General features: G+C 56.1%; 14 protein-coding genes and 9 pseudogenes. 3 read left to right on the forward strand and 20 right to left on the reverse strand.

From position 1 onward, the window contains the following. Position 1: 1 nt before the first annotated feature. Genes rplW through rpsJ form a run of 4 tightly spaced genes read right to left on the reverse strand, consistent with a single transcriptional unit; the run spans position 2 to position 1,970 of the window. Complete coding sequence (rplW, locus tag ML_RS09515; protein ID WP_010908584.1) at positions 2–304, reverse strand: 50S ribosomal protein L23; 303 nt, start codon at positions 302–304, stop codon at positions 2–4. Then, a complete protein-coding gene (gene rplD / locus ML_RS09520) occupies positions 304–996 on the reverse strand; it encodes a 50S ribosomal protein L4 (protein WP_010908585.1) in 693 nt (230 codons plus the stop codon). Before rplD ends, rplW begins: the two co-directional genes overlap by 1 nt. Next, entirely contained in the window at positions 996–1,649 is a 654-nt protein-coding gene (gene rplC / locus ML_RS09525) for a 50S ribosomal protein L3 (protein WP_041323030.1), read from the reverse strand. The genes rplD and rplC overlap by 1 nt, the downstream gene beginning before the upstream one ends. A 15-nt stretch (positions 1,650–1,664) precedes the next feature. Next, on the reverse strand, positions 1,665–1,970 hold the full coding sequence (gene rpsJ, locus ML_RS09530; protein ID WP_010908587.1) for a 30S ribosomal protein S10: 306 nt from the start codon (positions 1,968–1,970) through the stop codon (positions 1,665–1,667). A 778-nt stretch (positions 1,971–2,748) separates the two neighbouring features. Here rpsJ and ML_RS17485 point away from each other — a divergent pair. Continuing rightward, on the forward strand, positions 2,749–2,883 hold the full coding sequence (locus ML_RS17485; RefSeq protein WP_269147013.1) for a hypothetical protein: 135 nt from the start codon (positions 2,749–2,751) through the stop codon (positions 2,881–2,883). 284 nt (positions 2,884–3,167) lie between these two features. Here ML_RS17485 and ML_RS09535 read toward each other — a convergent pair whose 3' ends face one another. The 15 genes and pseudogenes from ML_RS09535 to ML_RS18070 all read right to left on the reverse strand — a co-directional run. Then, entirely contained in the window at positions 3,168–3,380 is a 213-nt protein-coding gene (locus tag ML_RS09535) for a hypothetical protein (RefSeq protein ID WP_041323033.1), read from the reverse strand. Positions 3,381–3,573: 193 nt separating this feature from the next. After that, positions 3,574–4,972: pseudogene (locus tag ML_RS19305) on the reverse strand (GMC oxidoreductase); the annotation flags it as partial. After that, positions 4,970–6,264, reverse strand: a pseudogene (locus ML_RS09545) (mycofactocin biosynthesis glycosyltransferase MftF); the annotation flags it as partial. The pseudogenes ML_RS09545 and ML_RS19305, both read right to left, overlap by 3 nt. Then, positions 6,261–6,777, reverse strand: a pseudogene (mftE, locus tag ML_RS09550) (mycofactocin biosynthesis peptidyl-dipeptidase MftE); the annotation flags it as partial. The pseudogenes mftE and ML_RS09545, both read right to left, overlap by 4 nt. Before the next feature lie 14 nt (positions 6,778–6,791). Continuing rightward, positions 6,792–7,941: pseudogene (locus tag ML_RS09555) on the reverse strand (alpha-hydroxy acid oxidase). Positions 7,942–8,076: 135 nt separating this feature from the next. Further along, positions 8,077–9,069 (reverse strand): annotated as a pseudogene (gene mftC / locus ML_RS16335) (mycofactocin radical SAM maturase); the annotation flags it as partial. A gap of 1,998 nt (positions 9,070–11,067) precedes the next feature. Next, positions 11,068–11,784, reverse strand: a pseudogene (locus tag ML_RS09565) (FAD-dependent oxidoreductase); the annotation flags it as partial. Between the two features lie 156 nt (positions 11,785–11,940). Further along, a pseudogene (locus ML_RS19310) lies at positions 11,941–12,791 on the reverse strand (SDR family NAD(P)-dependent oxidoreductase). A 303-nt stretch (positions 12,792–13,094) separates the two neighbouring features. Next, positions 13,095–13,418, reverse strand: a complete 324-nt coding sequence (locus ML_RS16355; RefSeq protein ID WP_231846596.1) for a hypothetical protein — start codon at positions 13,416–13,418, stop codon at positions 13,095–13,097. A 436-nt stretch (positions 13,419–13,854) separates the two neighbouring features. Next, positions 13,855–15,045: an elongation factor Tu gene (gene tuf, locus ML_RS09575; RefSeq protein ID WP_010908588.1), complete on the reverse strand. Its 1,191-nt coding sequence runs from the start codon at positions 15,043–15,045 to the stop codon at positions 13,855–13,857. A 108-nt stretch (positions 15,046–15,153) separates the two neighbouring features. Further along, entirely contained in the window at positions 15,154–17,259 is a 2,106-nt protein-coding gene (gene fusA, locus ML_RS09580) for an elongation factor G (RefSeq protein ID WP_010908589.1), read from the reverse strand. Between the two features lie 93 nt (positions 17,260–17,352). After that, positions 17,353–17,823 carry a 30S ribosomal protein S7 gene (gene rpsG, locus ML_RS09585; RefSeq protein ID WP_010908590.1) on the reverse strand — a complete coding sequence of 157 codons (471 nt, stop codon included), beginning with the start codon at positions 17,821–17,823 and terminating at the stop codon, positions 17,353–17,355. Beyond that, positions 17,823–18,197: a 30S ribosomal protein S12 gene (gene rpsL / locus ML_RS09590; protein ID WP_010908591.1), complete on the reverse strand. Its 375-nt coding sequence runs from the start codon at positions 18,195–18,197 to the stop codon at positions 17,823–17,825. Before rpsL ends, rpsG begins: the two co-directional genes overlap by 1 nt. 1,872 nt (positions 18,198–20,069) lie before the next feature. Next, a complete protein-coding gene (locus ML_RS09595) occupies positions 20,070–20,408 on the reverse strand; it encodes a hypothetical protein (protein WP_049769826.1) in 339 nt (112 codons plus the stop codon). A gap of 152 nt (positions 20,409–20,560) precedes the next feature. Continuing rightward, positions 20,561–20,756: pseudogene (locus ML_RS18070) on the reverse strand (TetR/AcrR family transcriptional regulator); the annotation flags it as partial. A gap of 564 nt (positions 20,757–21,320) precedes the next feature. Between ML_RS18070 and ML_RS09600 the strand changes: the two are divergent. Continuing rightward, on the forward strand, positions 21,321–21,446 hold the full coding sequence (locus tag ML_RS09600) for a DUF3060 domain-containing protein (RefSeq protein ID WP_111481054.1): 126 nt from the start codon (positions 21,321–21,323) through the stop codon (positions 21,444–21,446). Between the two features lie 463 nt (positions 21,447–21,909). Next, positions 21,910–21,978, forward strand: a complete 69-nt coding sequence (locus tag ML_RS19315) for a hypothetical protein (protein WP_414085561.1) — start codon at positions 21,910–21,912, stop codon at positions 21,976–21,978. 14 nt (positions 21,979–21,992) lie between these two features. Here the strand turns inward: ML_RS19315 and ML_RS09610 are convergent. After that, positions 21,993–22,754: pseudogene (locus ML_RS09610) on the reverse strand (crotonase/enoyl-CoA hydratase family protein). Between the last annotated feature and the right edge of the window lie 284 nt (positions 22,755–23,038).

The following is a 23,038-nucleotide window of genomic DNA, read 5'->3' on the forward strand; positions in this document are numbered from 1 at the left end:
GCTAAGCTGGTGTTCCGAACAGGTCAATCGACTTGCTGCCCGGCGCCAGGGTGACGATGGCACGCTTAGTGTTCTTGCGCCTACCGAATCCAGTCCTGGTGCGCTTGCACTTACCCTTCCTATTAGAGGTATTTACCGATGCGACCTTGACTGAGAAAATCTTCTCGATAGCGATCTTGATCTGCGTCTTGTTCGAATCGGGATGCACCACGAATGTGTACACATTGTCGTCCAGCAGCCCATAAGACTTCTCCGAAATGACCGGGGCCAGGATGATGTCGCGGGAGTCAGCGATAGTTGCCATCAGGCCGAAACCTTCTCGGGTGTAGAAGTGCCGGCTGCTTGCTGAGCGGCGATATAGCTGTTGAGCGCCTCAACGCTGAACACCAAGTCGTCGGCGCGCAGCACGTCATAGGTGTTGAGCTGGTCGGGCGACAGGAGATGCACACCGGGCAGGTTGCGCACGCTTTTCGCACCAGTCTCGTCGCTACGGCCGATGACTACTAACACCTGCTTGCGATCTGTCAGTGTGCCCAGGAATTCCTTGGCGCTCTTAGTAGACGGAGTCTTACCCACCACTAGTTCGGTGACTGCGTGTATGCGGCCGTTGCGTGCCCGGTCGGATAACGCCCCGCGCAACGCCGCGGCGATCATCTTCTTGGGTGTGCGTTGACTGTAGTCGCGCAATTTAGGACCGTGCACAATACCGCCACCGGTGAACTGCGGGGCCCGCATCGACCCCTGCCGAGCGCGACCGGTCCCCTTCTGCCGATAAGGCTTGCGACCACCACCACTGACATCGCCGCGCGTCTTGGTTGAGTGCGTACCCTGCCGAGCCGCTGCCCGCTGAGCGGTGACCACCTGGTGCATTAACGCAATATTCGCGGGTGCGTCGAACAGCTCAGCCGGCAGCTCGATGGTGCCGTCGACTTTGCCGTCTGGTGTCTTGACATCGATTTTCCGGATATTGGAACCGTTCTCAACCTTGGCTGCCATCATTTCTCACCTCGTTTGATCGCGCTGCGGACCATGACGAGCCCACCCGTGCGGCCGGGGACGGCACCCTTGATCAGCAGCACGCCGTTCTCGGTATCAACCTTGTGCACCAACAAGTTCTGGACCGTCACCCTGTCGTTACCCATGCGGCCAGCCATCCGGGTGCCCTTAAATACTCGGGCAGGAGTAGCGCAACCGCCGATCGAACCCGGACGGCGGTGTACTGCCTGGGCACCGTGACTGGCGCCCTGCCCACGGAAGCCGTGCCGCTTCATAGTGCCGGAGAAGCCCTTGCCCTTGGAGGTCCCGGTCACGTCGACGTACGTGGCATCGGCGAAGATCTCCGCCGTCAGTTCTTGGCCGACCTCGTACTCAGCCGCCGCGTCCGGGTGGTCCAGACGTAGTTCAGCCAAGTAACGACGCGGGTTCACCCCCGCAGAGTTGTACTGGCCTGTCACCGGCTTGTTGACCTTCCGCGGGCTGATTTCGCCGTAGGCCAGCTGTACAGCACTATAGCCATCGCGCTCCAGTGTGCGGATGCGAGTCACCACGTTCGGGCCGGCCTTGACCACAGTCACCGGTACCACTCTGTTGTTTTCGTCGAATACCTGCGTCATGCCCAGCTTGGTACCAAGAATGCCCTTTCGCGCCATCACTCTGCAACCTCACTACTGGATGTTGACATCGACACTGGCCGGAAGATCGATACGCATGAGGGCGTCAACCGTCTTCGGTGTTGGATCAAGGATGTCTATCAGCCGCTTGTGGGTGCGCATTTCGAAGTGCTCTCGCGAATCCTTGTACTTGTGCGGCGAGCGGATGACGCAGTACACATTCTTCTCAGTCGGCAGTGGCACCGGACCTACGACGTTGGCACCGGTGCGTACGACGGTCTCGACGATTTTGCGAGCCGAGGCGTCAATCGCCTCATGGTCGTAGGCCTTGAGCCTGATGCGGATCTTCTGTCCCGCCACGCTTTTCCTACCTCATTCCACTTGAGGCCCGTGTCCGGACCTGGTGCCTCCAGCGCACCGACCTACACCCGACCAACTTGGGCCGATCTAGCGTCGCGTCGGAGACTGAGCCGCTGTTTACCTGTCGTGGTTCACCGACCCTCCTAACGCTCGGGCATACCACCCGCACGCAGCCTTGCCGCACTCAAATTTCAAGACCGAAATTAAGTCGCACGTCAAGGATGGGACCGGGCGCGCCCCTGTGTGGGCGCTGGTCGTATGCCCGTCCAGGCGTAAACCTGGCGCAAGGCAACCTGAACAGTATGCCCTACTTCGCTGTATCGGCCAAATTATTGGGCCACTCGGCGGACGGTGCCGGCCACACCACAAATGAAGATGGGGAAGCTCGTAAGGTGTTGCTGTACAAATCTCCCAAATAACGAACAGGGCCGGGGCCTGGGTAGCAGACTATAGCCTAGCACCCGCCCACCGAACGGCCGGCGCCTTGACCCTGAGCTTAGGGCAACAGTTGAAGGTGCTATTCGCTTTCCCTCCGATAACCACGATAATTCGTGCGTCCTTGCCATGATAAGATGGCATTGGCTAAACCTCGATGCTGGAGCATCGCGCGGTCGGGATATCATCGTCTTCCCAAGCCACCCACTCCGTTTTAGCGGGGTCTATAATAATGCACGGTTCATTAAGCCAAGAACATGTCGTCGTCAAACTGCGGCACGCAGCCGAACGGAGAACTCCTGGGCGCCAGGTATACAGCCACCTTAATCACAGGACAAACATAGTGGTTGAACAGGGCAAATTCGGCCAGGTTGCACTGTTGAACGGCAAACCCAGAATCGGGATGTACAACCTGGGTGAAGCGCTCGCTGGGGCCGCCGACGGGATTGCTGAGATCGCCAGTCAGCACGAAGGCTAGGTGACTGGGGACTTAACTTGAACCATGAGGGACCGTATTTCGTTTGGTTGGGATCACGGGGCTCTGGAAGTAGCCGAAAACGACGGCGCTATCTGCCAATTGGCTGGGTTGTGCGTTAATCAAGTTGTTCAGCAGATTTAACCTCTAGGCAGCGGACTGGCCGAGGCAAGGGGTGCGCCACAACTTCTCAGGTACGACCAGTATACTCAATGTAGTGTATCCGGAAAATGGGGGCTCAACATAATAGATTTTCCTGAATAGCTGCCATGTATGTCGGGTCAGGGTTATAAGGTATCGGTGTTCCACCCATTATGAACGCCATTTGCGGAGTAGACTGGATCCGCCAGCGTAGTCAATGCGGCAATGCTGCTGGAGATCAAGGACTGGACTTGCGCGCTGAACACGCCCAGAACATCTGACATCGTGATGGCGACCTCGGCGTTGTGTGTAGGCGCTCCCCGCAGCAGCCGGGTATGTCCCAGGAGAGCGGCCGACACACCGTAGTGAGCACCTACGCGATAACGTCCATATCGGTGGCAGCCGTCAGCAACGTCTCAGAGGCAGTGAGTTATGTACGACATCTCCCATCCTGTACAAACCGGATCATTCTGGTCGACCCAGGACGGCGGGTATCGGGTATTGAGATGAGGTTAGAACGCTCTTGCCAAGGCATCTGGCGATCGCGCATTTTTCAGCGGCGCGATGTTCCAGCATCACAATGGTAGCGTCGGGCACACGACTAGTTAGCGTGGGCAAAATCAACCCGTCAATCACCCCAGAAATTCTCGATACCGCGGACCCGACACGATGGTCCATGACAGCCCGCGGGTTACGCTCGGCGCCGATCGGAGCACTGCCACAAAGATGTGGCGATAGAAACTATATGCGCTGCCACACTGAATAATGCGCTATCTTAACACAAGACCGCAACATCAGCGGGTTCACGCATTATAGCGGTGTTCAATGCAAGCCGGCACCTGGGGATCAGGCGAGGCCAGGATAATACACCCTCATACCCACGGCTACATGAATGCCATCTTCCCATGAGGCCAGTCGCGGTGGACAACACTACCGTCACTGGCCATTGCAACGAAACCAGCTGTATACAGGACATATCTCGATTCCATTAGCGGTGCTTAACACTACCGCTAATACTGGTCGATCCACAGCCAACGCCTAATTGGTAGACATCACCCAGTTCAGGAGGACGCCGCATTACTTTCCCCACCACCACTGTCACACCGTCAGCACGCTGCATAACCTAATCACCAACGCCCGAAAGCATCAGCAGATGATCGGAATGAACCGTTCTGGAAAAGAATATGATTCAGTCAGCAACCAGAGCAATCGAGCCATCTAGGCCTACCGGGTTGACAGCTGCCGCGATTGCGTCGGAGAAAAGCAGCAGCAGTTCCCACTTCTGGGCCAGCAACGTCAGATTAAGTCGCCTCAGCGTGGTTATTAGCATAGATGGCAACGGAACTGGTGCACACACCGTCAATAATGTTGAGTGGAACCGCTCCGACAGCTGAAAGCATGTGTAGTCCCCAACATCGTTGAGGTTAACGATGCACAAGAACTCCACGCACTGGGTAGCCGCTGGAAAAATCTCAATGACGCCTGCTATTTCGCGAGTCAGCTGAACAAGTAGAAAGCCGGTGTTATCTTGGGCGGGGCCATCGAAATCCAGATCCTTCTCGATAGCTCGGAAGCGGTCGCGGACGTACGAGCACCCCCAGTCGGGTGTCGCGACGGGATCGAAATCGTAAGGCAATTCACGACAGAAATAGCCGCCGCTGACCGCGCCAGAACCGCCGACCATGACTCCGCGCACGATGGGCAAGTAACAAGCTGATTTATCGGTGAGTTTAGTCACATAGCACTGTACCAGCAGGTTGCTAACATCGATAAGCAACTGCAAGCCGTTGGCGTTCTGAGCCAATAATTGGAAATCGGCGAGCCTAGGACCTACCTCGAGCACGGTCACCACGTAGTAGAGATCGGAGGAAAGACGTTAGGCAACAATCGATCTAGCACTGCCAGTACCGACGACCAGCACATCGCTATGCGAGACGGCCGTGGCTAACACGGCGATCTGTGGCTTGAGCACACCAACGTTGCTTTCGCACACCACACCCCACGACAGCCCGATGTCGTAGGCTAGGTAATCGACCCGCTTGAGCGCCAAATAGTGCAATTCGATACCGAGAACGTGCTGCCAGCAACACCCCGGCCAGTAATGCCAGCAAATGGCCGACGCCAGTTGCAGTGCCGCCGACCATAGACAGCGGGTGGCGATCGCAACAATATCGCGCAACGAGTCTCGGCACTGTGCAAGACTCTGGTCATTCGTCGACCCGTCAGGACGGCGATCACCAACGACGTTAGCTGCATGATGCTCGTTTTCCTACAGCCATAAGAATCCAGGCCATCGGTGCCCAGCAGGAAATCACCAAAGGAACGGTCTTGTCAGGGTGACGCACCGATAGCTCCGCCGTCAAGCCGCCATAGAAGAATACTTTGTGCACAATCTAATCTAGCAATTCGATGTGGTGATCGTGAGCGACCAACGTGATGAGCTCGTAGCGACAGCCAGGCTGCTGCTTCGATGAGCCTCCGGCACAGGTTGACCTCCTAGCCGTACTACAGCGTCTCATCGAACCCGCCGATCCTGCAAATGGCCGAGCAACGCAGATGATCGCCATGCTGGGTACATTAGGACATCGTGCTGTGGTGCCACACTGAAGCTTCTCGCTGACCGAGGACCAGTTACGAATACACCCGCCCTATAACGAGCTACAGCATTCACGCCTTGCAAGAAACCAATTATGCGTGATAAGATCACGGCGATGGTGGGATCGCAGAAGTGACCGAGCAGAACATTTCAGTGAACCACGCCATGGCGACACACCGGAATCCATAAACGTGATGAAGTCTGTAGCGCAGAAGGCCAGCCTAGTAGTTGCGCAACACTTCGACGTCGCAGTGCATACCCACGCAATCCCCCGTCCTAAGTTCCTCCGAAGTAGGGCACAACAAACCGTCTTCCACCAAAACAACGCGTAATCCGCGTAGTGAGCTCACCAAGCGCCGCACTCCAGCGGCGTTATCACGCATCGGCTACCATCGCGGTCACGTCACGGTGCGAAGGGCCAGCCGCGGGCCGGGAGATGCGTCACTGTGGCATCCAGCAGGGCACGTGCCAGGCCTGGGGGCTGCACCCTTCAGCAAGGGCCATCAGACAACATCTCTTAGGCCGCCAGAGCCAACCCGCAGCAGGCGGATTGGTGATTCCCGAGCAAGGCCCTAACCGTCGCCAAGCATGAACACACAGCGATCGACCTGAACGGGGAATCCGCACGGCAGTTGGGCCTGGATCAGGCCAACATCCCGTCGGACCCAGGAAGCCAGCGGACAACTCAACACACACCAGTCGACCAGCTCCGCGAAGATGCGCTTGCCCTCATCTACAGTAGCGGTGGTGGGACCCCAGCACCTCCACCGCGACTCCCCCGCAGCGCATGGGCAGGAGCAATTCAGCCAATGGCGCGCCGCTACCAGCTAGCCACCGATCAATCAGCACTCCGGCTGGTGAGCTATGCAGCAACACCGATGTAACGGTGCGCCCAGCATGGACATCGCCGCTGGCGGCGGTACACGCGAACCATGCTACGTCAAGGCCTTTAGCGCGAAGTCTGCCAACGGCACGGTCCAACACACCGACATTATCTACGTGGCCGTTGATGAAGACAGACACTGCGGCCAGCAGCAAATCGAGCTACCGTACTCCACCAGCAGCGCAGTCAAGACCTCGCTACCGATGGAGATCGTTCCGGAGAAACTTTGGTGCTCACCGCTTGCACCGTAGGCAAGCTCCGGTGCCGCCAGCCAGTCTTACTCAACGTGGGTCATGTTCCCGGCCAAAGCCCGGTCGAAACTAGGGTGTCATCGGGGCTGATTTCACCGACGCTGGCTTGCCCCAGAACCATCAACGCCGAGTCGAGACCGGAGCGCAAAATATCGAGGACGTTTTCGACACCGGTTTGCCAGGCTGTGGCAAGCCCCCACAGGTACGTTCGGCCGAACATAACCGCCCACGCGCCCAGCGCTACAGCCTCGATAACATCGCTTCCGCGCCGAAGGCCACCGTTAAGCAACACCTCGATTTGGTCGACCACGGCTGCCGCTACTGCATGAAAGCATGAATAGCGGCAGGCGTTCCGTCCAGATTGCTGCACTATAGTTCTATACCAAATCCCTGAAACAGCAGTCTATACAGCCTTTTGGCATAGTAAACTCGCATAATGCCCTTAATCATGAATGATCCACCCCACAGTTCCGTAGCCAGGCGGTGTCGTCTCAGGTCGACGGCGGTGCGCTAATCCACTCTCCATAGGCGGCAAAGAACGCGGGGCCGGGATCGCCACGTCGGTCCTAGTTCGGTACCCGCAAGTCCGGTGATCGCAGCGTCTTGCCGAACCGCCATAGCCAACGTGAGCCAACAATCGCCTCTGGCGATAACGTACCGATGGTACGCAGATTCATATGCTCGGTAGAGATCTTCGGGCCGCCCCAATATCGACCATGCGAGAACGTCCCGGTCGATGGTGACGATAAAGCCGACCACGCCTGCCTGACACACCCGTTCAACACGCTCTGCGATCGTGTCGCAACCACCGAGCTAAGACAGGCCTTGGGATTAACGGCAATAACCTCCTCGACCGGATTACTGGTGAACGAGTACGATCCCATCGCGGTTACCTGCGCCGTTACCGCCCGTACGACAGCAACCTCGCCGTCTGGATCAACTGCCTGGACACTGATCGGCGAAATGATAACCTACAGCGAAAACATGTTGTTCTATATTGATAGTCAATAAATCACACTTTTCCACCATGCCAATGACATAGAAAAACCGAATTCATCGAAAGCTGGGGGATTGTCAGTGACAATTAATTCCTTCTCCCTGACTGAAATCAGGTAATAGAAAAATTTATGCAAGTACAGCATAGCGCGGTACTGGGCAATAGCAAAGGTGTCCAGCCATTCGTCCACTATATGTTACAGAGGGCTTTCGCTACAGAGAAACAAGGCACTAGTTCGCGGACCCATCTCCCATGAGAAAGTTCGTACCGAGGTAGCAGCATGTCACCGGTCGCGAACCAGTGCCTAAGCGCTTCACCTTTGGACCTATTCAGGATCTGGTTCATTAATCGGAAAGCCGTTGAAAAACTTGGCCGCCATGCACCCTGACCGACAATTATCGGAATGCCAATAACTACCGCAGGAACCCGCGGAGTGCTGCTCACGCAACTCACGAAACAGCTTGGCATTCTTCCACACGTTAACAAAGCCAGTACCAAAACCATAGTAAGACAAAGCTTTTGCCGTAAGAAAAACGGTCATGGATGACGACCATTGAGGCGTAAACATCACCCACTGGGTCAATGAAACACACCAGCAGGACCGCTACGCACATATTCAAACCAGCCAAAGCACCCGACTGGCAGAGTGGCGACAGATGAAAGAAGGAACCACCGGAAAGCACCCACTCACTGTTAGCAACCAACCAATCGTAAAGCTGTATTTGCTAAACAGTGTTGTTGAGGTGCACGTCTTTCCAGACATCGGCGTCACGGCCGGAGGGTCGCAGCCGGGTGATCCGCAAAGTGGCGCCATACCAGCCTGCCAACGTGGCGAATTCGTCGAGTTCGTCAACATTGTGCCGAGTAACCACCACGGCGGTCTTCGCATCGGAGAAGCCTTCTACGGCAAGTTTTTCCAATGCACACGTCGCCATGGCGAATGACCCGGCACCGCGGCTGGCGTCGTTGGCCTCGGCGACGGCACAGTCGAGCTAAATTTGAACATCCACATAGCAACGGGCTGCCAACCGCACGAAGAATCCGGCTGTGATCCGGACCCCTTTGGTAGAGAACTTCATTTTCTACATGGTACGCGGTCACGTCATGAACCAACTCCCAAAAAGTCCATGAGTAAGGTAGGTTCACAGCCACTGATGTTGACATAAAACAGCCGCATGCGTTCTCGCTCGTCAATGATGTCCTTGTATGGCAAAGGTAGACAACTCTCGGAGATCGAGCTCACCTGAAGACGACAAGCAGTGCACGTACGCGAGATTGATGCATACATCATATACCAGGTTAGGCAGATGGGAGCATCCAGCCGCTCCTCGAGCTACTCTATCAGAAAGGGAACTCCGGCCTTCATTGGCGCTGTCATTTGCTCTCCTTGAATTCCTGTTGAGCCACAAGCATGTTGGCACTTGGCCAACTCTTGGAACGCATACCAGTAGGGGGACCTGCCTGGATTCGTCAACCCCGGCAACGAGGCAATTGGATAGGACATCAAAATGGTAGGCGAGCGATTGCACCACTGCAAGGATGGTAAGATTTTTCAGGAACGATAGTTTGCCGGCGCCAAAGTGGTTACAGCAGAGCACCAAAAAGTTCTCGACGAATCGCTAACTGTGGTTGTAACTTCCACCCGAGATTGGGGTCTCACAGCCACTAGTACTACGAGTCTACGTGGGTGCGGGCACCCTCAGCAGATATCGCACATACCATCGGTAGACATCTCTTCAACAGGATTTCTGTGACGAGATCTGCGCCAGCATCGGTCTCGTAGTCCATGCGAATTACTTTTTACCAAAGAGACTGAACAACAGGTCGATCTGGTCACAATCGCCGCTGTAATATGGCATAGAATGCCGAAAAGAGTGCGGTTCAGTGCTGCCGTAGTCACGGGGTGGGCAAACGACGTTCGACAACGCCACATCAACATCTCCGACACGGCCTTCAAGTGGTGTTTGCCGCTCGGGATTTTGCCGAAGTGAGCTTCAACGAAATCACGGAGACAGCGGGCATCGCCCGCTGTCTCCTCTTCTGCCAATATGCGGCCAAAAGCTATCCCCCAGAGACGGCTTCAGCACCCGACTCGCTCAGCTAAAGGGCCTACTCAACAACGTTTGATCCGCGTATTCCGCTGGAAGAAGCACTGTGCTCGGCATCGTTGGCCTTCCTTTCAATATCTTCGACGAGTCTGAGACAGTACTGCACCCCTAGCGCATCCGAATCATCTCCTGCAAACAACGGAACTGCAGACTTACTCGATAACGATGTACGCCGGCTGGCGTTAGATGACCGCCGAGTTTGTCGCAGGCCAGTTGGGCGTCAAGATGACCAACCTACTATCCCAAAAGATCTCCTGGCAAGGCTGTGGAGTCCGCACTACGGCCGCTACAAGCACTGACTGACTGATGAATCGGTGCAGTTGCCCAAGGCGCACTCGCTAACGTGTTAGACGTGGTCGAGGCCCAACTCGCAAAGCTCAACCCTGAACCACACCGGCTACGATACAGAGCGAAGCAATGAGAATACTTCCTGCTTACGCGAGGAGAACGGCGCATATGCTTGCCAAGCACCTGTTGCACACGCTGCGATCGCAGAAGAGGTCTGTACAACCTACTCTCCGATGCACTCCGCGGTGCTGGAACTCGCGGCCAACGACGTCGAAACCGGGCAGGGTCTTCGCGACCATCTTGGCCGGACACGAAAACGCCCCAGCACGCCAAGGGGTGCCGTTTCGGCTGCTCGGCGGACTGTATCGATTGCAGACGGATAGTTGGGCAACAGAAGAATTATGTCACTGGTATCCCAGCGTCGGCTGCTGCTGGTACGCCGAATCCAGCTTGCCCTATAGCATTCCACACCGCCACCGACCGGATCGAATCACTACTTGCAACATTAGGTCAACCACCACATACCAACGAGGTCGGTCAATCCGGGGTGCTGATCAGTGGGCTGCTGCACCTGATTCATCAAGAGGGTCACCAATTCTCTTTCCCGGAAAGATCTTTCGATTTCTGATCGAACGCTGAGCTTAATCTGCAGGCAGACCCTACTGGCAGGTTCGGTTCGGATCGTCTAACTGAACGGGTAAAACGTCACGACCCTCGAGGTCACCAGCTCCGACGGAAAATGACGGTGTTGAGCTACGCCTAGTCCGACCAGAGCGCACGGCTGCAACGGCTGTAAGGCGTCATCGCTGTAGGCTAGGAAGATCCCGACGTGGCTGATATGCTAAACGGCAGACGAGGCGGTCGCCGGTCTGGTGCACTGGCAGTAGCGATCTGAACAAGCTGCAGCATTTCGAATATAGCTTGCCCACGGCTGTTCTGGAGTTTATTTTCATACTTTTGCCCAAAGTCCCTCCGCCAACAACGCTGAACCAGTACCCCGTCGCGGTCAGGAGAGACCAAGAATATGCAGCCATCTTCCTCGACGGGATGGACGCTATCGGTGGCGCGCGACACCCCGGGACATTGAATCTTGACGTCATATTGGTCGCTCCAGAAATATGGAACAACCACGGTCGAAGATACGTCGCGACCCGGCAGCGCAAGCGCAACAACCCAGTCCTGAGCAGCGTAGTTGCTCCAATGTTCTACCCGAGCTTAGTGTCCCATCGGATCCACGCCAGAAGGCGACGTCACCGAGCACCCGTACATTCGACGCGCCGGTGCGTCCGTCCTCGTCACAAATGACACCGTTATCGACCTCGATTCCGCTTCCGTCTAGCCATTCGGTCGCCAGACGTGACCCGATCCCGACAACCACCAGATAAGCCAGCGCTTCCGTACTGGCGGTGAGCAGCACCGTGTCGACATACCGCTGACCACGCACCTCGGCATTAAGCCTGTCGCGATGATGAGTTAGCCGTAGCCGGGCACCATCCCGTCGTCCAGAGTCACCGTCTGGTGATGGATGTCGAGGCTGTTAGCGGCCGAGCCCAACCGCAGGGCGATGTCTTTCTCGTCGTACCACTCAACATAGTTTGTAGAGTGACGTTATAGACCTCCTTGGAGAGCGGCAGCCGATCTCATACGGCAGATCACGTCGTTGCCGATAATAGGATAATAGATGGGATCGGTATAGTCGGCTCTGCGCAGTTACTTAGCGGTTCGAGCGGTATCGGCCCCTCGCAGGGGATTACGTTGCCCTTGTCAGTTATGTGCAGTCCATACCCAATCGCCGGTCAATATTTTGAGGTGCCCTTGTCGACCGGAATCTGCGTGATCGACACTGCGGTTGATCCGGCTCCAGCAAACTATAAAACAACCTCGAGTGCTGTCCTAAAATCTTTATACCGCAAAATACTTTGCCTAGAATTACATTGGATACTTGGCAAGTACATCAGGTCCTCGCCTGTGGCTCGATCATCGGGGGTATCGACCGAGTAAGGGGTGGGTGGAGTTGACCCAGATTCCGAATACGCCGAGATCGATCGCTAACGCGTTGGTCAGCACCACCAGTCCGTGTTTGCCCGACACATAATGGCCGTTGTCCCGCAGTGGTCTTCAAACCGGCCGACGAGCTTACGATCACGATGGAACCTCCACCCCGTTGCCAGCCTCTCGACCATCGCGGGCGCCACGGCCCACAGGGTGCGCCAAGTGGCCGTCAGGTTGATACTCGATGACGCGGTGTCCACTGCTCATCTGGGCTGAAGCCCCATAACCGCCTCAGCTTAGTACGCTAGTGTTGGGCAAGCAGAAGAATTTGTCGAGCCGGCCGAATTGCTCGGCGCCGTCGGCCACCCAGCTGCTTTAGCGCTGCATCGGCGCGGTCTACCTCGCTGGCCAACAAAACACCCTGCGGCCCTAGGCTTCTAGCCGCACCAGGCGAGCTCGTTGAGGTCCTCCAGACATGACCGTCGGGTAGATTACAGACTACACTACTGTCTGTATACCGGAACGCATATATGCGAGGGCGCATAATATCGGCGCCTTCGCGGATTAGCTGCACCGCACGCGAGTGTACCTGGGCACAAGCGGCGCCAGTGACAAACGTAACCTATCCATGCAGCGATCCAGCCTGCATCGCCACTTCGCCAATTCTTTCGCCGTCGCTGCGCCAACTGATAGGCCAACAGCAAAAAATAAAACTGTTATAGGCTATCCTGCGTAGTCGGAATTCAGAGATAATCTGAACCCAGCCTGGCATTGTACTTCTGTTTTGGCCAAAACACCGCTGACGCGGAGCGTCTCGAGCTCCTGGAGCCATTGCTCGATCGACGGTTGCGACGGCGAGACGACCAGTACCAAGTTGGACAGCCGATGCTTACTGTTCGGTCACCCCCAGTGCACAAACGCTTAGATCTACTAATCTAGTCTCAGATACGACCGGATGTCAACCATTCAGTTGAGCAGAACATTGTTGATCTAGAAGATCTGTAGGATATCCATCAACGGGCCAGTTTGCCCATTGAAGTCCGTAGGTTTGGTTGGCTTCGGCCACAGTGAAAAATTGCGCGGGCACCAGCACGTTGACCAAAGTTCCTCGCTCGCCGTCTATTTCAGTATTCCTAGGTGGTCGGGTTAACCAGATGACGAGCTTATGTGCATTGAAGTTGCCCAGCCGTATAGCGCTGGCAATGACCAAGTCTTTGACTACATAAATGGCAAAAACCAGATCCGAAGACTGCAAGCTTACCTTCCACCACGGGTTGTTCATTTATACGAGCACCCGTCTCGGTGAGCCCGGTAATTTGGGCGAGCGCCAACACCCCGTGCTGCTCAAGCTCCGCGGTTTTGTCAGCGGATTTAGCCCCGTAGTTAGGTGAACACCAGCGCTATCAACACGTCAACGACGGTGATGAGCAGACCAACATAGGAACATATATTACAGCAGGATGCCCAATCCCAGGACGAATTAGACAACCAGAAAGATCTGCCCGACTAGGCCACCTCACAGCAAGGCCAACAACTGTGTCTTAAGACAGCGTGCTAGTACCTGCATCCCCTCGCCGCGCAGGTAAGTACATGCTACATTAAGCGCCAGCGAGACTGCCACGAGCCGCATAAACTCAAAAGAAACGGCGCCTATCCTTTCGGATGAGCGCCGTTTCGCAAATGTGGACCGTTGTAACCACCTGGCCCGTTGATGCGACTTACTTGATGATCTTGACGACCCGGCCGGCACCAACAGTGCGACCACCTTCGCGGATCGCGAAGCGCAAACCCTCGTCCATGGCAACGGGCTGAATCAACGTCACCGAGATGTTGGTGTTGTCACCTGGCATCACCATCTCGGTGCCCTCCGGCAAAGTCACCACACCGGTCACATCAGTGGTACGGAAGTAGAACTGCGGACGGTAGTTGTTGAAGAACGGTGTGTGCCGACCACCTTCGTCCTTGGACAGGATGTATACTTGGCCTTCGAACTCGGTATGCGGGGTGGTGGTGCCGGGTTTGATGACCACCTGACCACGCTCGACGTCCTCGCGCTTGATGCCACGCAACAACAGACCAACGTTATCACCGGCCTGACCTTGGTCGAGCAGCTTACGAAACATTTCCACACCCGTGACGGTGGTCTTGGTGGTCGTCTGACGAATGCCGACGATCTCAACTTCCTCGTTCACGTTGACCACGCCGCGCTCCACCCGACCGGTGACCACGGTGCCACGACCGGTGATAGTGAAGACGTCCTCAACGGGCATCAGGAACGGCTTGTCAGTCTCGCGGACTGGAGCCGGGATCGACTCGTCGACAGCGTCCATCAACTGTGTGACAGACTCGACCCACTTGGCGTCACCCTCGAGCGCCTTCAATGCCGAGACACGCACAACCGGGGCGTCCTCGTCGAATTCCTGGGCAGCCAGCAACTCACGGACTTCCATCTCGACAAGCTCGAGTAGTTCCTCGTCGTCCACGGCGTCGGACTTGTTAAGTGCGACCAGGATGTAAGGTACACCCACCTGACGAGCGAGCAGCACGTGCTCGCGAGTCTGCGGCATCGGGCCGTCTGTAGCAGCGACCACCAGAATCGCACCATCCATCTGGGCCGCACCGGTGATCATGTTCTTAATGTAGTCGGCGTGCCCCGGGGCGTCGACGTGAGCATAGTGACGCTTCTCGGTCTGATACTCCACGTGGGAAATGTTGATGGTGATACCGCGCTGACGCTCCTCGGGCGCGTTGTCAATCTGGTCAAAGGCGCGCGACTCATTCAGGTTGGGGAACTTGTCATGCAGGACCTTGGTAATAGCCGCGGTCAATGTGGTCTTGCCGTGGTCAACGTGACCGATGGTCCCGATGTTGACGTGCGGCTTCGTCCGCTCGAACTTCGCCTTCGCCACTTCTGTGTCCTCCTGGACTATTGGTGCTTGTAAAAAGCAATGTTAGTAATTTATCCGCGGTAGTGACCGCGTCAGCATAACTCGTAGGCTTTTCCGACCACTCAACTCCTACTCGCCCGTCGCCTTCGCGATGATCTCCTTCGACACGTTCGCCGGCACTTCGGAGTACGAGTTGAACACCATGGAGTAGTTCGCCCGGCCTTGCGTCTTGGACCGCAGGTCTCCGACGTAGCCGAACATCTCCGACAACGGCACGTGCGCCCTCACGACACGCGTGCCAGCGCGCTCCTTCATTGCCTGAATCTGGCCGCGGCGGGAGTGCAAGTCGCCGATCACGTCACCCATGTAGTCCTCGGGCGTAGTGACCTCGACGGCCATGATCGGTTCCAGAATCACCGGCTGTGCTTGCGCAGCAGCCTTTTTCAGCACCTGCGAACCAGCGATTTTGAACGCGATTTCCGACGAGTCGACGTCGTGGTACGCACCATCAAGCAGGGTAACCTTTAAGTTCACCAGCGGGTAGCCGGCCAGCACACCGTACTGCATGGCATCTCGCGCACCAGCTTCCACAGAAGGGATGTATTCGCGCGGGATGCGGCCACCAGTGACTTTATTCTCGAACTCATAGGTCGCGCCGTTCTCGCCGCTAAACGGCTCGAGTTTGATGATGACCTTGGCGAACTGACCCGAACCACCAGTCTGCTTCTTGTGAGTGTACTCGACGGTCTCCACGACTCGGCGGATGGTCTCTTTGTACGCCACCTGCGGCTTGCCGACATTGGCCTCGACCTTAAACTCGCGGCGCATCCGATCGACCAGGATGTCCAGATGCAACTCGCCCATTCCGCCGATCACAGTCTGACCGGTTTCGGAGTCCAAGTGCACCTTGAAGGTCGGGTCCTCTTCAGCGAGCTTCTGGATCGACAGGCTGAGCTTCTCCTGGTCGCTCTTAGTTTTCGGCTCGATGGCCACCTCGATCACCGGGTCGGGGAAGGTCATCGACTCGAGCACGATCTGGTTATTCGGGTCGGCTAGAGTGTCGCCGGTGGTGGTGTCCTTGAGTCCGATCACCGCGTAGATATGACCGGCTGACGCAGTCTCCACCGGGTTTTCCTTGTTGGAATGCATCTGGAACAGCTTGCCCAGACGCTCCTTCTTGCCTTTGGTCGCGTTAATGACCTGACTGCCGGAATCAACCTTGCCAGAGTACACCCGGACGTAGGTAAGCTTGCCGAAGAAGGGATGTGTCGCCACCTTGAACGCCAGCGCGGATAACGGTTCATCGGTCGACGGCTTACGGACGATCTCCTCGTCCTCTTTGCCCGGTACGTGGCCGATGGCCGCCGGCACGTCCAACGGCGAGGGCAGGTAGTCGATGACGGCGTCGAGCATCGGCTGGACACCTTTGTTCTTGAACGCGCTACCGCACAGTACCGGGTACGCCTCCGAGCTGATAGTCAACTTGCGGATCGCCCCCTTAATCTCGGCGACCGTGAGCTCTTCGCCACTGAAGTATTTTTCCAGCAACGCCTCGTCGGTTTCCGCGACGGTCTCGAGCAGGTTGGTACGGTACTCCTCGGCTTTCTCCTGCAAATCTGTCGGTATGCCAACGACATCGTACTTCTCACCGAGCTTGGCCTCAGTACTCCACACCTTGGCCTTCATCTCAACCAAGTCGACGACACCTTCAAAGTCCCCCTCAGAGCCGACAGGTAGCTGAATGGGAATGACGTTGGCGCCCAACCGCTCCTGCATGGTGCGAACCGAAAAATAGAAGTCGGCGCCGATCTTGTCCATCTTGTTGACGAAGCAGATACGCGGGACCTCATATTTATCAGCCTGCCGCCAAACCTGCTCGGACTGCGGCTCGACACCTTCCTTGCCGTCGAAAACCGCAACGGCGCCATCAAGAACACGGAGCGAACGCTCAACTTCCACAGTAAAATCAACGTGGCCAGGCGTGTCAATAATGTTGATCTGGTTGTCATTCCAAAAGCAAGTAGTGGCAGCGGAGGTGATAGTGATCCCGCGTTCTTGCTCCTGCTCCATCCAGTCCATGGTTGCGGCACCGTCGTGAACCTCACCAATCTTGTAGCTGATACCGGTGTAGTAGAGGATGCGCTCTGTCGTCGTCGTCTTGCCGGCATCAATATGCGCCATGATGCCGATGTTGCGGACCTTAGTGAGATCGGTCAGCACGTCCTTTTGTGCCACAAAAGTCTTCCCACTCTATTCGGTTGCTTGATTAGCTATCAGTCTGCTTTGCTGGCTCCTCGCTGATGTTGCTCTCTCCGGTGGCGCCATCCTCTACCAACGATAGTGCGCAAACGCCCGGTTTGCCTCAGCCATCTTATGGGTGTCTTCGCGCCGCTTCACGGAGGCTCCGAGACCATTGCTAGCATCCAGGATCTCGTTTGCCAAACGCTCAATCATGGTCTTCTCCCGACGTTGCCGCGAGAAGCCGACGAGCCAGCGCAACGCCAGCGTGGTCGATCGGTCTGGCCGAACCTCGACAGGCACTTGATAAGTCGCACCGCCAACGCGACGGCTACGCACCTCGAGGGCCGGCTTAACGTTGTCGAGAGCACGCTTGAGAGTGATGACGGGATCGGTGCCGGTCTTGTCGCGGGCGTGCTCGAGCGCACCATAAACAATGCGTTCGGCCAGCGATTTCTTCCCTTTCAGCAGAATTTTGTTCACCAGCTGGGTGACCAACTGCGACCCATAGACAGGGTCGTTGACCAACGGACGCTTGGGTGCGGGCCCCTTGCGTGGCATCAGCTCTTCTCCTTCTTGGCTCCATAGCGGCTACGAGCCTGCTTCCGGTTCTTGACACCCTGGGTGTCGAGCGAACCGCGAATGATTTTGTAACGCACACCAGGCAGATCTTTCACCCGGCCACCACGCACCAACACCATGGAGTGTTCCTGTAGGTTGTGACCCTCGCCTGGTATGTACGCTGTGACCTCAACCTGACTCGTCAGCTTCACGCGGGCAACCTTGCGAAGCGCCGAGTTCGGCTTCTTCGGGGTGGAAGTGTACACACGGGTGCAAACACCGCGACGCTGTGGGTTGCCCTTCAGAGCCGCAGTCTTGACCTTGCCAATCTTGTCTCGACGACCCTTGCGTACCAGCTGCTGAATGGTGGGCATATACCGGCTCCCAGGTAAATTGTGTTCGTTGTTAACATGTTGGCGTAGTGCAATTATTCCCTGCCGCAGTGCCCTGTGATCGGGCATGTCGCATATACTCGCCCCGTAACCCTAAATACTAAAATCCGTTGCATCATGGACATGCGAATTAGCCCGGCATCACACCCCTAAACATCAGGCGCCGTAAGCCGTCAGGAACGAGAAACACAATACCCGTCCCTGCTCGGGCAGGTCAAAGCGACCCAACGGCGCATCCGAAATGCCCACCGATGCCGACAGGTTGCGCTAAAGCTCAGCCGGCGGCCATACCACTTGCCACTGCAAAAGCGCCCACCACAGGAAGCGAAACCGCTACAGCTCGTCGAGATTACTATCGCACTCAAAGCTACGCAACTGCTACAGACGCGCGTGGCAAGTCAATTCGGTGATGACGGAGTAGTTGAAGGCGAGGCCAAGATGGCGGCGACTGCCACTAAGACCACCACCGACCGCCGGTGGCGTGCCTGACATGCCGAACACAAAAGCTACCTGGAAAGACGGACCATCAAACAAATTCGGGGTGCAGCCCAGAAACCGAGAGAGTGCAGTCGGCCAGCACAGGTACCGACGCTCAAAAACTGCTCCTGTAAGCCCACCGCAACAAAATCCTCGGCAACTCTTAAAGTCCATATCCATAGTAGCAAACCAGTAACGCTTTGTACGTGCTGTACAATCGAGCTTGTCTCAACAGAACTCACACCTTGTGCAAACACAAAAGCGAAGCCGCGCAGCCCCGTCAACAGCCCAACAGTTAGAGCACTACTCGCGATCAGAGGCACAAAACGCTAGTACCCAAGCTTACGCATGATCCGTTTCCGAGAAATCAACAGCAGCGCAACGCCCACACCCACTGGGGCAAGCCACCACGATAAGCGCCAGCACAAACACTTACTACCATTAGCAAGACCGCCTTATGCTGCCAGCGAGCCTGCTCATTCTCAATAAGAGGTATCATTCACCACTTCGTGCCCCTGCTGCTAGGCACAAACGTTCCAGCGTCATACGTAAACCCACCGTCTCAATCATCGAAACAACACTCTAATTCGGGAAGTGGTCAGCAGCGTAATCGATTACCACAACAAATATGGGGTAATCGATTAGTCGTGTGCACGAACACAAAAGCCGCATACGAATAATTGCTCTTCGCTAAGCCACCAGGCTAATATTCGCAACACCAAGCTACCGTGGACTGCACAACCGCCTCAACCGAATCGAGAAGGCCAGTGCGTAACACATGCGTATCAACGCTGGCAAACAACAGTCAGAACGCCGCGACATATCATTTTTGACGAAGCAGTACATCCGATAGGAAAATATCTCGCTTTCCAGCGCATGACGGGAGATCGATACCCACCTAGCTGCTAAATCACAGACTAAGCGTTGCAGCCAAGCTGATATATTAAGTATTCAGTCATGCCCATCCACTGTTACGAATTTTTCCCTTGCCCACGCCTAACCTCGGTGATAGCATCCCTGTGCAACACCACTCGCATCGGAGCGTCAGCCAACATCACCTCCTATGCGACAACACCATTGTTGGGGACCATTGTTGGGGCTAGAAATCGGCGTATAGGAAACGTCCTTCCGACCGCAGCACGCCCGCCACCATTCGGCAAGAAATCATGGAAGACCGGAGATAATTAAGTCGAGGATTCGATGTTGACGACGGCATCGAAAGATTGCTCGGAAAGATTGCTCGGCAAAGGGCAAGATTTGTACGTCACCTCGCACGAAATCTAGGCCAAACAAATGATATTATTTATCGACCAAAGGGACACCGGTCGAGTTCAAGTCCATACCGATATATAACACCGGATGCAAAGTAAGCATCAGTTATAAGGCTCCACTGCCGCGGCCGCAACCGACTTCCAGGACCCGTTTGTCACTGATATCCGCCTGGAGTGGCCGTGCGCGATGGTAAAGCTGGATCACACCCCCATTGGTCTCGTCGAAGGCAGCCAACTGCAAAGACATTGACGTATCTTCCTCGTAGCCAAAGTTAAGGAATACATCGTCGGCGCCAAGTCGGCGGGTGACAAGGGGATAAGCCCACTTGTGGAGCTTCCGATCGACCAGCTTCCAATAAAAAGTGAGCTGTGCAGCACACGATCCCTGAAATAGCGGAACGGAATTATGACAGAACTGAAAGGTACTCAAGGCCACTTCCACCATTCAACTCAGCTTATCACCGCCGAGCCTGGTGGCACCAACCAGACCGGCCTCGCCACCGAGCTCAGCCGACATCACATGCAGGCCAGCCCAAAATCCAGCCGTGCGTAGTTGGCCAATGCCGTGTAGAAAGCTTCCTCACCGTTGAAGTCTTAGGATAACAACACCACAATCATCGGTGTGGCCACGCCCCCTAATCATAGCAGCATACTTAGGATTATCACCGCCCAACGGCATACGGGTGAACACCGAATACCGACCGGGGTGGTGGACATAGCTGCAGTAGGAGCAGGCCATAACCAGCACCGCGTCATCGCGAGAACGACCCACGCCGACCCAGTGCAACATCGATGATGCCGTCGCGGCTCAGCTTGGTCGGGAAAGCCATGGATTTCCCTGCTTTCGCCACGGGCTGGCGTCCACCAGCTGACTGGGGTTCCGGCTGAGCTGACATGGGGGGCGCACTTCGATTGCGATGACAAGGCTGGGTCACCACCGCTTTTCGGTACACTCTGGATTCAACTAGCGACTCTAGGTAACGAACTCGGTAAAGAATTGCAACCGGCGTGGAGTGGCTGGCGTCGTGCCGGCCGAACGAGCAAACGCACGTAAGCTCAGTCCAGCTAGACGCCCACTACAGCAAAGAGGCCCGCCGCGAATTTGACAACTGGTGCCGAGTCGCTGGCTAACTGCGTCATGACCGATCGCTACTACCCCCGCTGCCCCACCACCAAGTACCAAACGCGAACGCCAAAAAAGGCGATACCCATGTCACCGAGGGAAGCATCGAACAGAGTCTGGACTGCAGCGATTCCACCTTGATGGTCGATAGCCAGGCGAATGTCTTCCGAAAGAAACCTGCTGAGCGGCCACATTAATTAATAGGCTCGTCCAACACCGTGATAGGAAGACACCGTGCTGAACGGTATCACCGTCTACGGCGGGGACCAGACAGTGTTCTTCCACAACGGCAAACCGTTCATCAAGAACCGCGACCGCAAACTGGGCATGGTCAACAGACTTCAGCAGGTACCCAGCTAACTTACGACACTATCAACACCAACGCCTAGTCCAAGGAACCGAGGAACAATGCGCACCCACATCAATGACTCATCCAGGCTGGCAGCGCTAGCCTTGGCGCTTGTGGTTGTACTAACAACTTTCGAACTGGCCAGCTGCAACTAGACGGCCCCCAGCTGACTCGTCGACGAAAACCACAAGCAGCGTAAACCACAACGAGCGTCGGAACCGCACCAACGACAGGGGATGACTGGCGAACCCGCTATTGCTTCGGTCAAGAGCGGAAAACAATGCACTACGGATCTCTTGGAACCACGACTACCCTCGGCTGCGGCGATGACAAATCATTGAACGCGGCCAACTCGATCAACACACTGACCGGCAACGGCACCTGTGCAACGGTAACCATCGGTGGTATGAAGAAAGAAAACCACCTTCGACAAAATCGACCAAACACCTAAGCGTACTGGGCCTCGACAACACCATCATGTATAGAGACGACCCGAAGGTAGACAACATCGGCTCGGACAACACAACCAACAAGGGTGAATGACCCGCTAGCTCACCTCAGGACCCACCCGGGGCGCCATGGCTGCTGCCCCCCGCCCGCGGCGCGTCGAACTCGTGGAAAGCAACGCACGAGATACTGGCAAATGCGAAGTCAAACGTCACAGATCCGCGGCATCCCCCCCATTAATGTAGCGCCGACAACCGATCCGATCGCATGCATTGCTGCGGCAGCACAGGCAGTTAAGCCGCCAGTTCCTCAGCTGCTTTCCTGGCTTCGCCCTCGGGAACGACTCGATCGGCCAAGCCGGTAACTAGCGCTTAGTCGGCTGCCACCGCGCGGCCGATGAGAATCATGTCCATCAATCCGGCTCTGCCCGATTCGATTAGCCGAGGCAACCTCACAGTACTACCGTCAATTAGCGGCACTTCCCACCAGTGGAAAAACACCCCGAACACGGCTTTCCTCCTGGGCTACCCGAAAATCACACCACGCAGTTAATTCCAGACTCCCCAGCAACGGCGTAACCACTCACCACAGCAATCACCGGTTTGGACAACAGCATCCGCTAAGGTCCCATCGACCCGGGACCGCTCGAATGCACGACGTTAGCCTTCGTGGTAGCTAAGACCTTCAAATCGTCTCTTGCACATAAGGTTTCGCCTTAGCCTCACGATACGGCCATCGACGCTGTGTCGTCGCGGTCGAATTCCTCAAACGCAACGTAGAGGGCGGCAGCCGTCGGGTCATTGATAACGTTGCGCGCCGACAGCCGGCTGAATGTCACCGTGATCACCAGGACCCTGCGGCTCGACACGCACCGAATTAGTTCATATCGTCTCCACGAGTTGAGTTGTGTCATGTCGCTCCGCCAGTTCAGTGGCGAAGTCATAGTAGGCGGCACGCAGCTGGGCACTTGGCTGCCGTGGTGACTGCCAGTCCGTCCACGCTGGTGGGGGTGTCGATGATGCTGAGCGTCTACCTGATCGTAGCGCTGATCATGATCACGTTTGCTGATATCGGTAGAGGCGATGTACCGTAAGATCCCAAAGAGTGGGGGCGGCACGCCCCGTCGATGAACGGATGGTTCTGAAGCAAGCTGTGC

It is taken from the genome of Mycobacterium leprae TN (assembly GCF_000195855.1).
GTDB lineage: Bacteria > Actinomycetota > Actinomycetes > Mycobacteriales > Mycobacteriaceae > Mycobacterium > Mycobacterium leprae.

Bases quoted from the DNA above. Each gene is read 5' to 3' on its own strand.
- rplW (WP_010908584.1), bottom strand. From the start codon at position 304: ATGGCAACTATCGCTGACTCCCGCGACATCATCCTGGCCCCGGTCATT.
- rplD (WP_010908585.1), bottom strand. From the start codon at position 996: ATGGCAGCCAAGGTTGAGAACGGTTCCAATATCCGGAAAATCGATGTC.
- rplC (WP_041323030.1), bottom strand. From the start codon at position 1,649: ATGGCGCGAAAGGGCATTCTTGGTACCAAGCTGGGCATGACGCAGGTA.
- ML_RS16355 (WP_231846596.1), bottom strand. From the start codon at position 13,418: ATGAACAACCCGTGGTGGAAGGTAAGCTTGCAGTCTTCGGATCTGGTT.
- rpsG (WP_010908590.1), bottom strand. From the start codon at position 17,823: ATGCCACGCAAGGGGCCCGCACCCAAGCGTCCGTTGGTCAACGACCCT.
- rpsL (WP_010908591.1), bottom strand. From the start codon at position 18,197: ATGCCCACCATTCAGCAGCTGGTACGCAAGGGTCGTCGAGACAAGATT.
- ML_RS09595 (WP_049769826.1), bottom strand. From the start codon at position 20,408: ATGGTGGAAGTGGCCTTGAGTACCTTTCAGTTCTGTCATAATTCCGTT.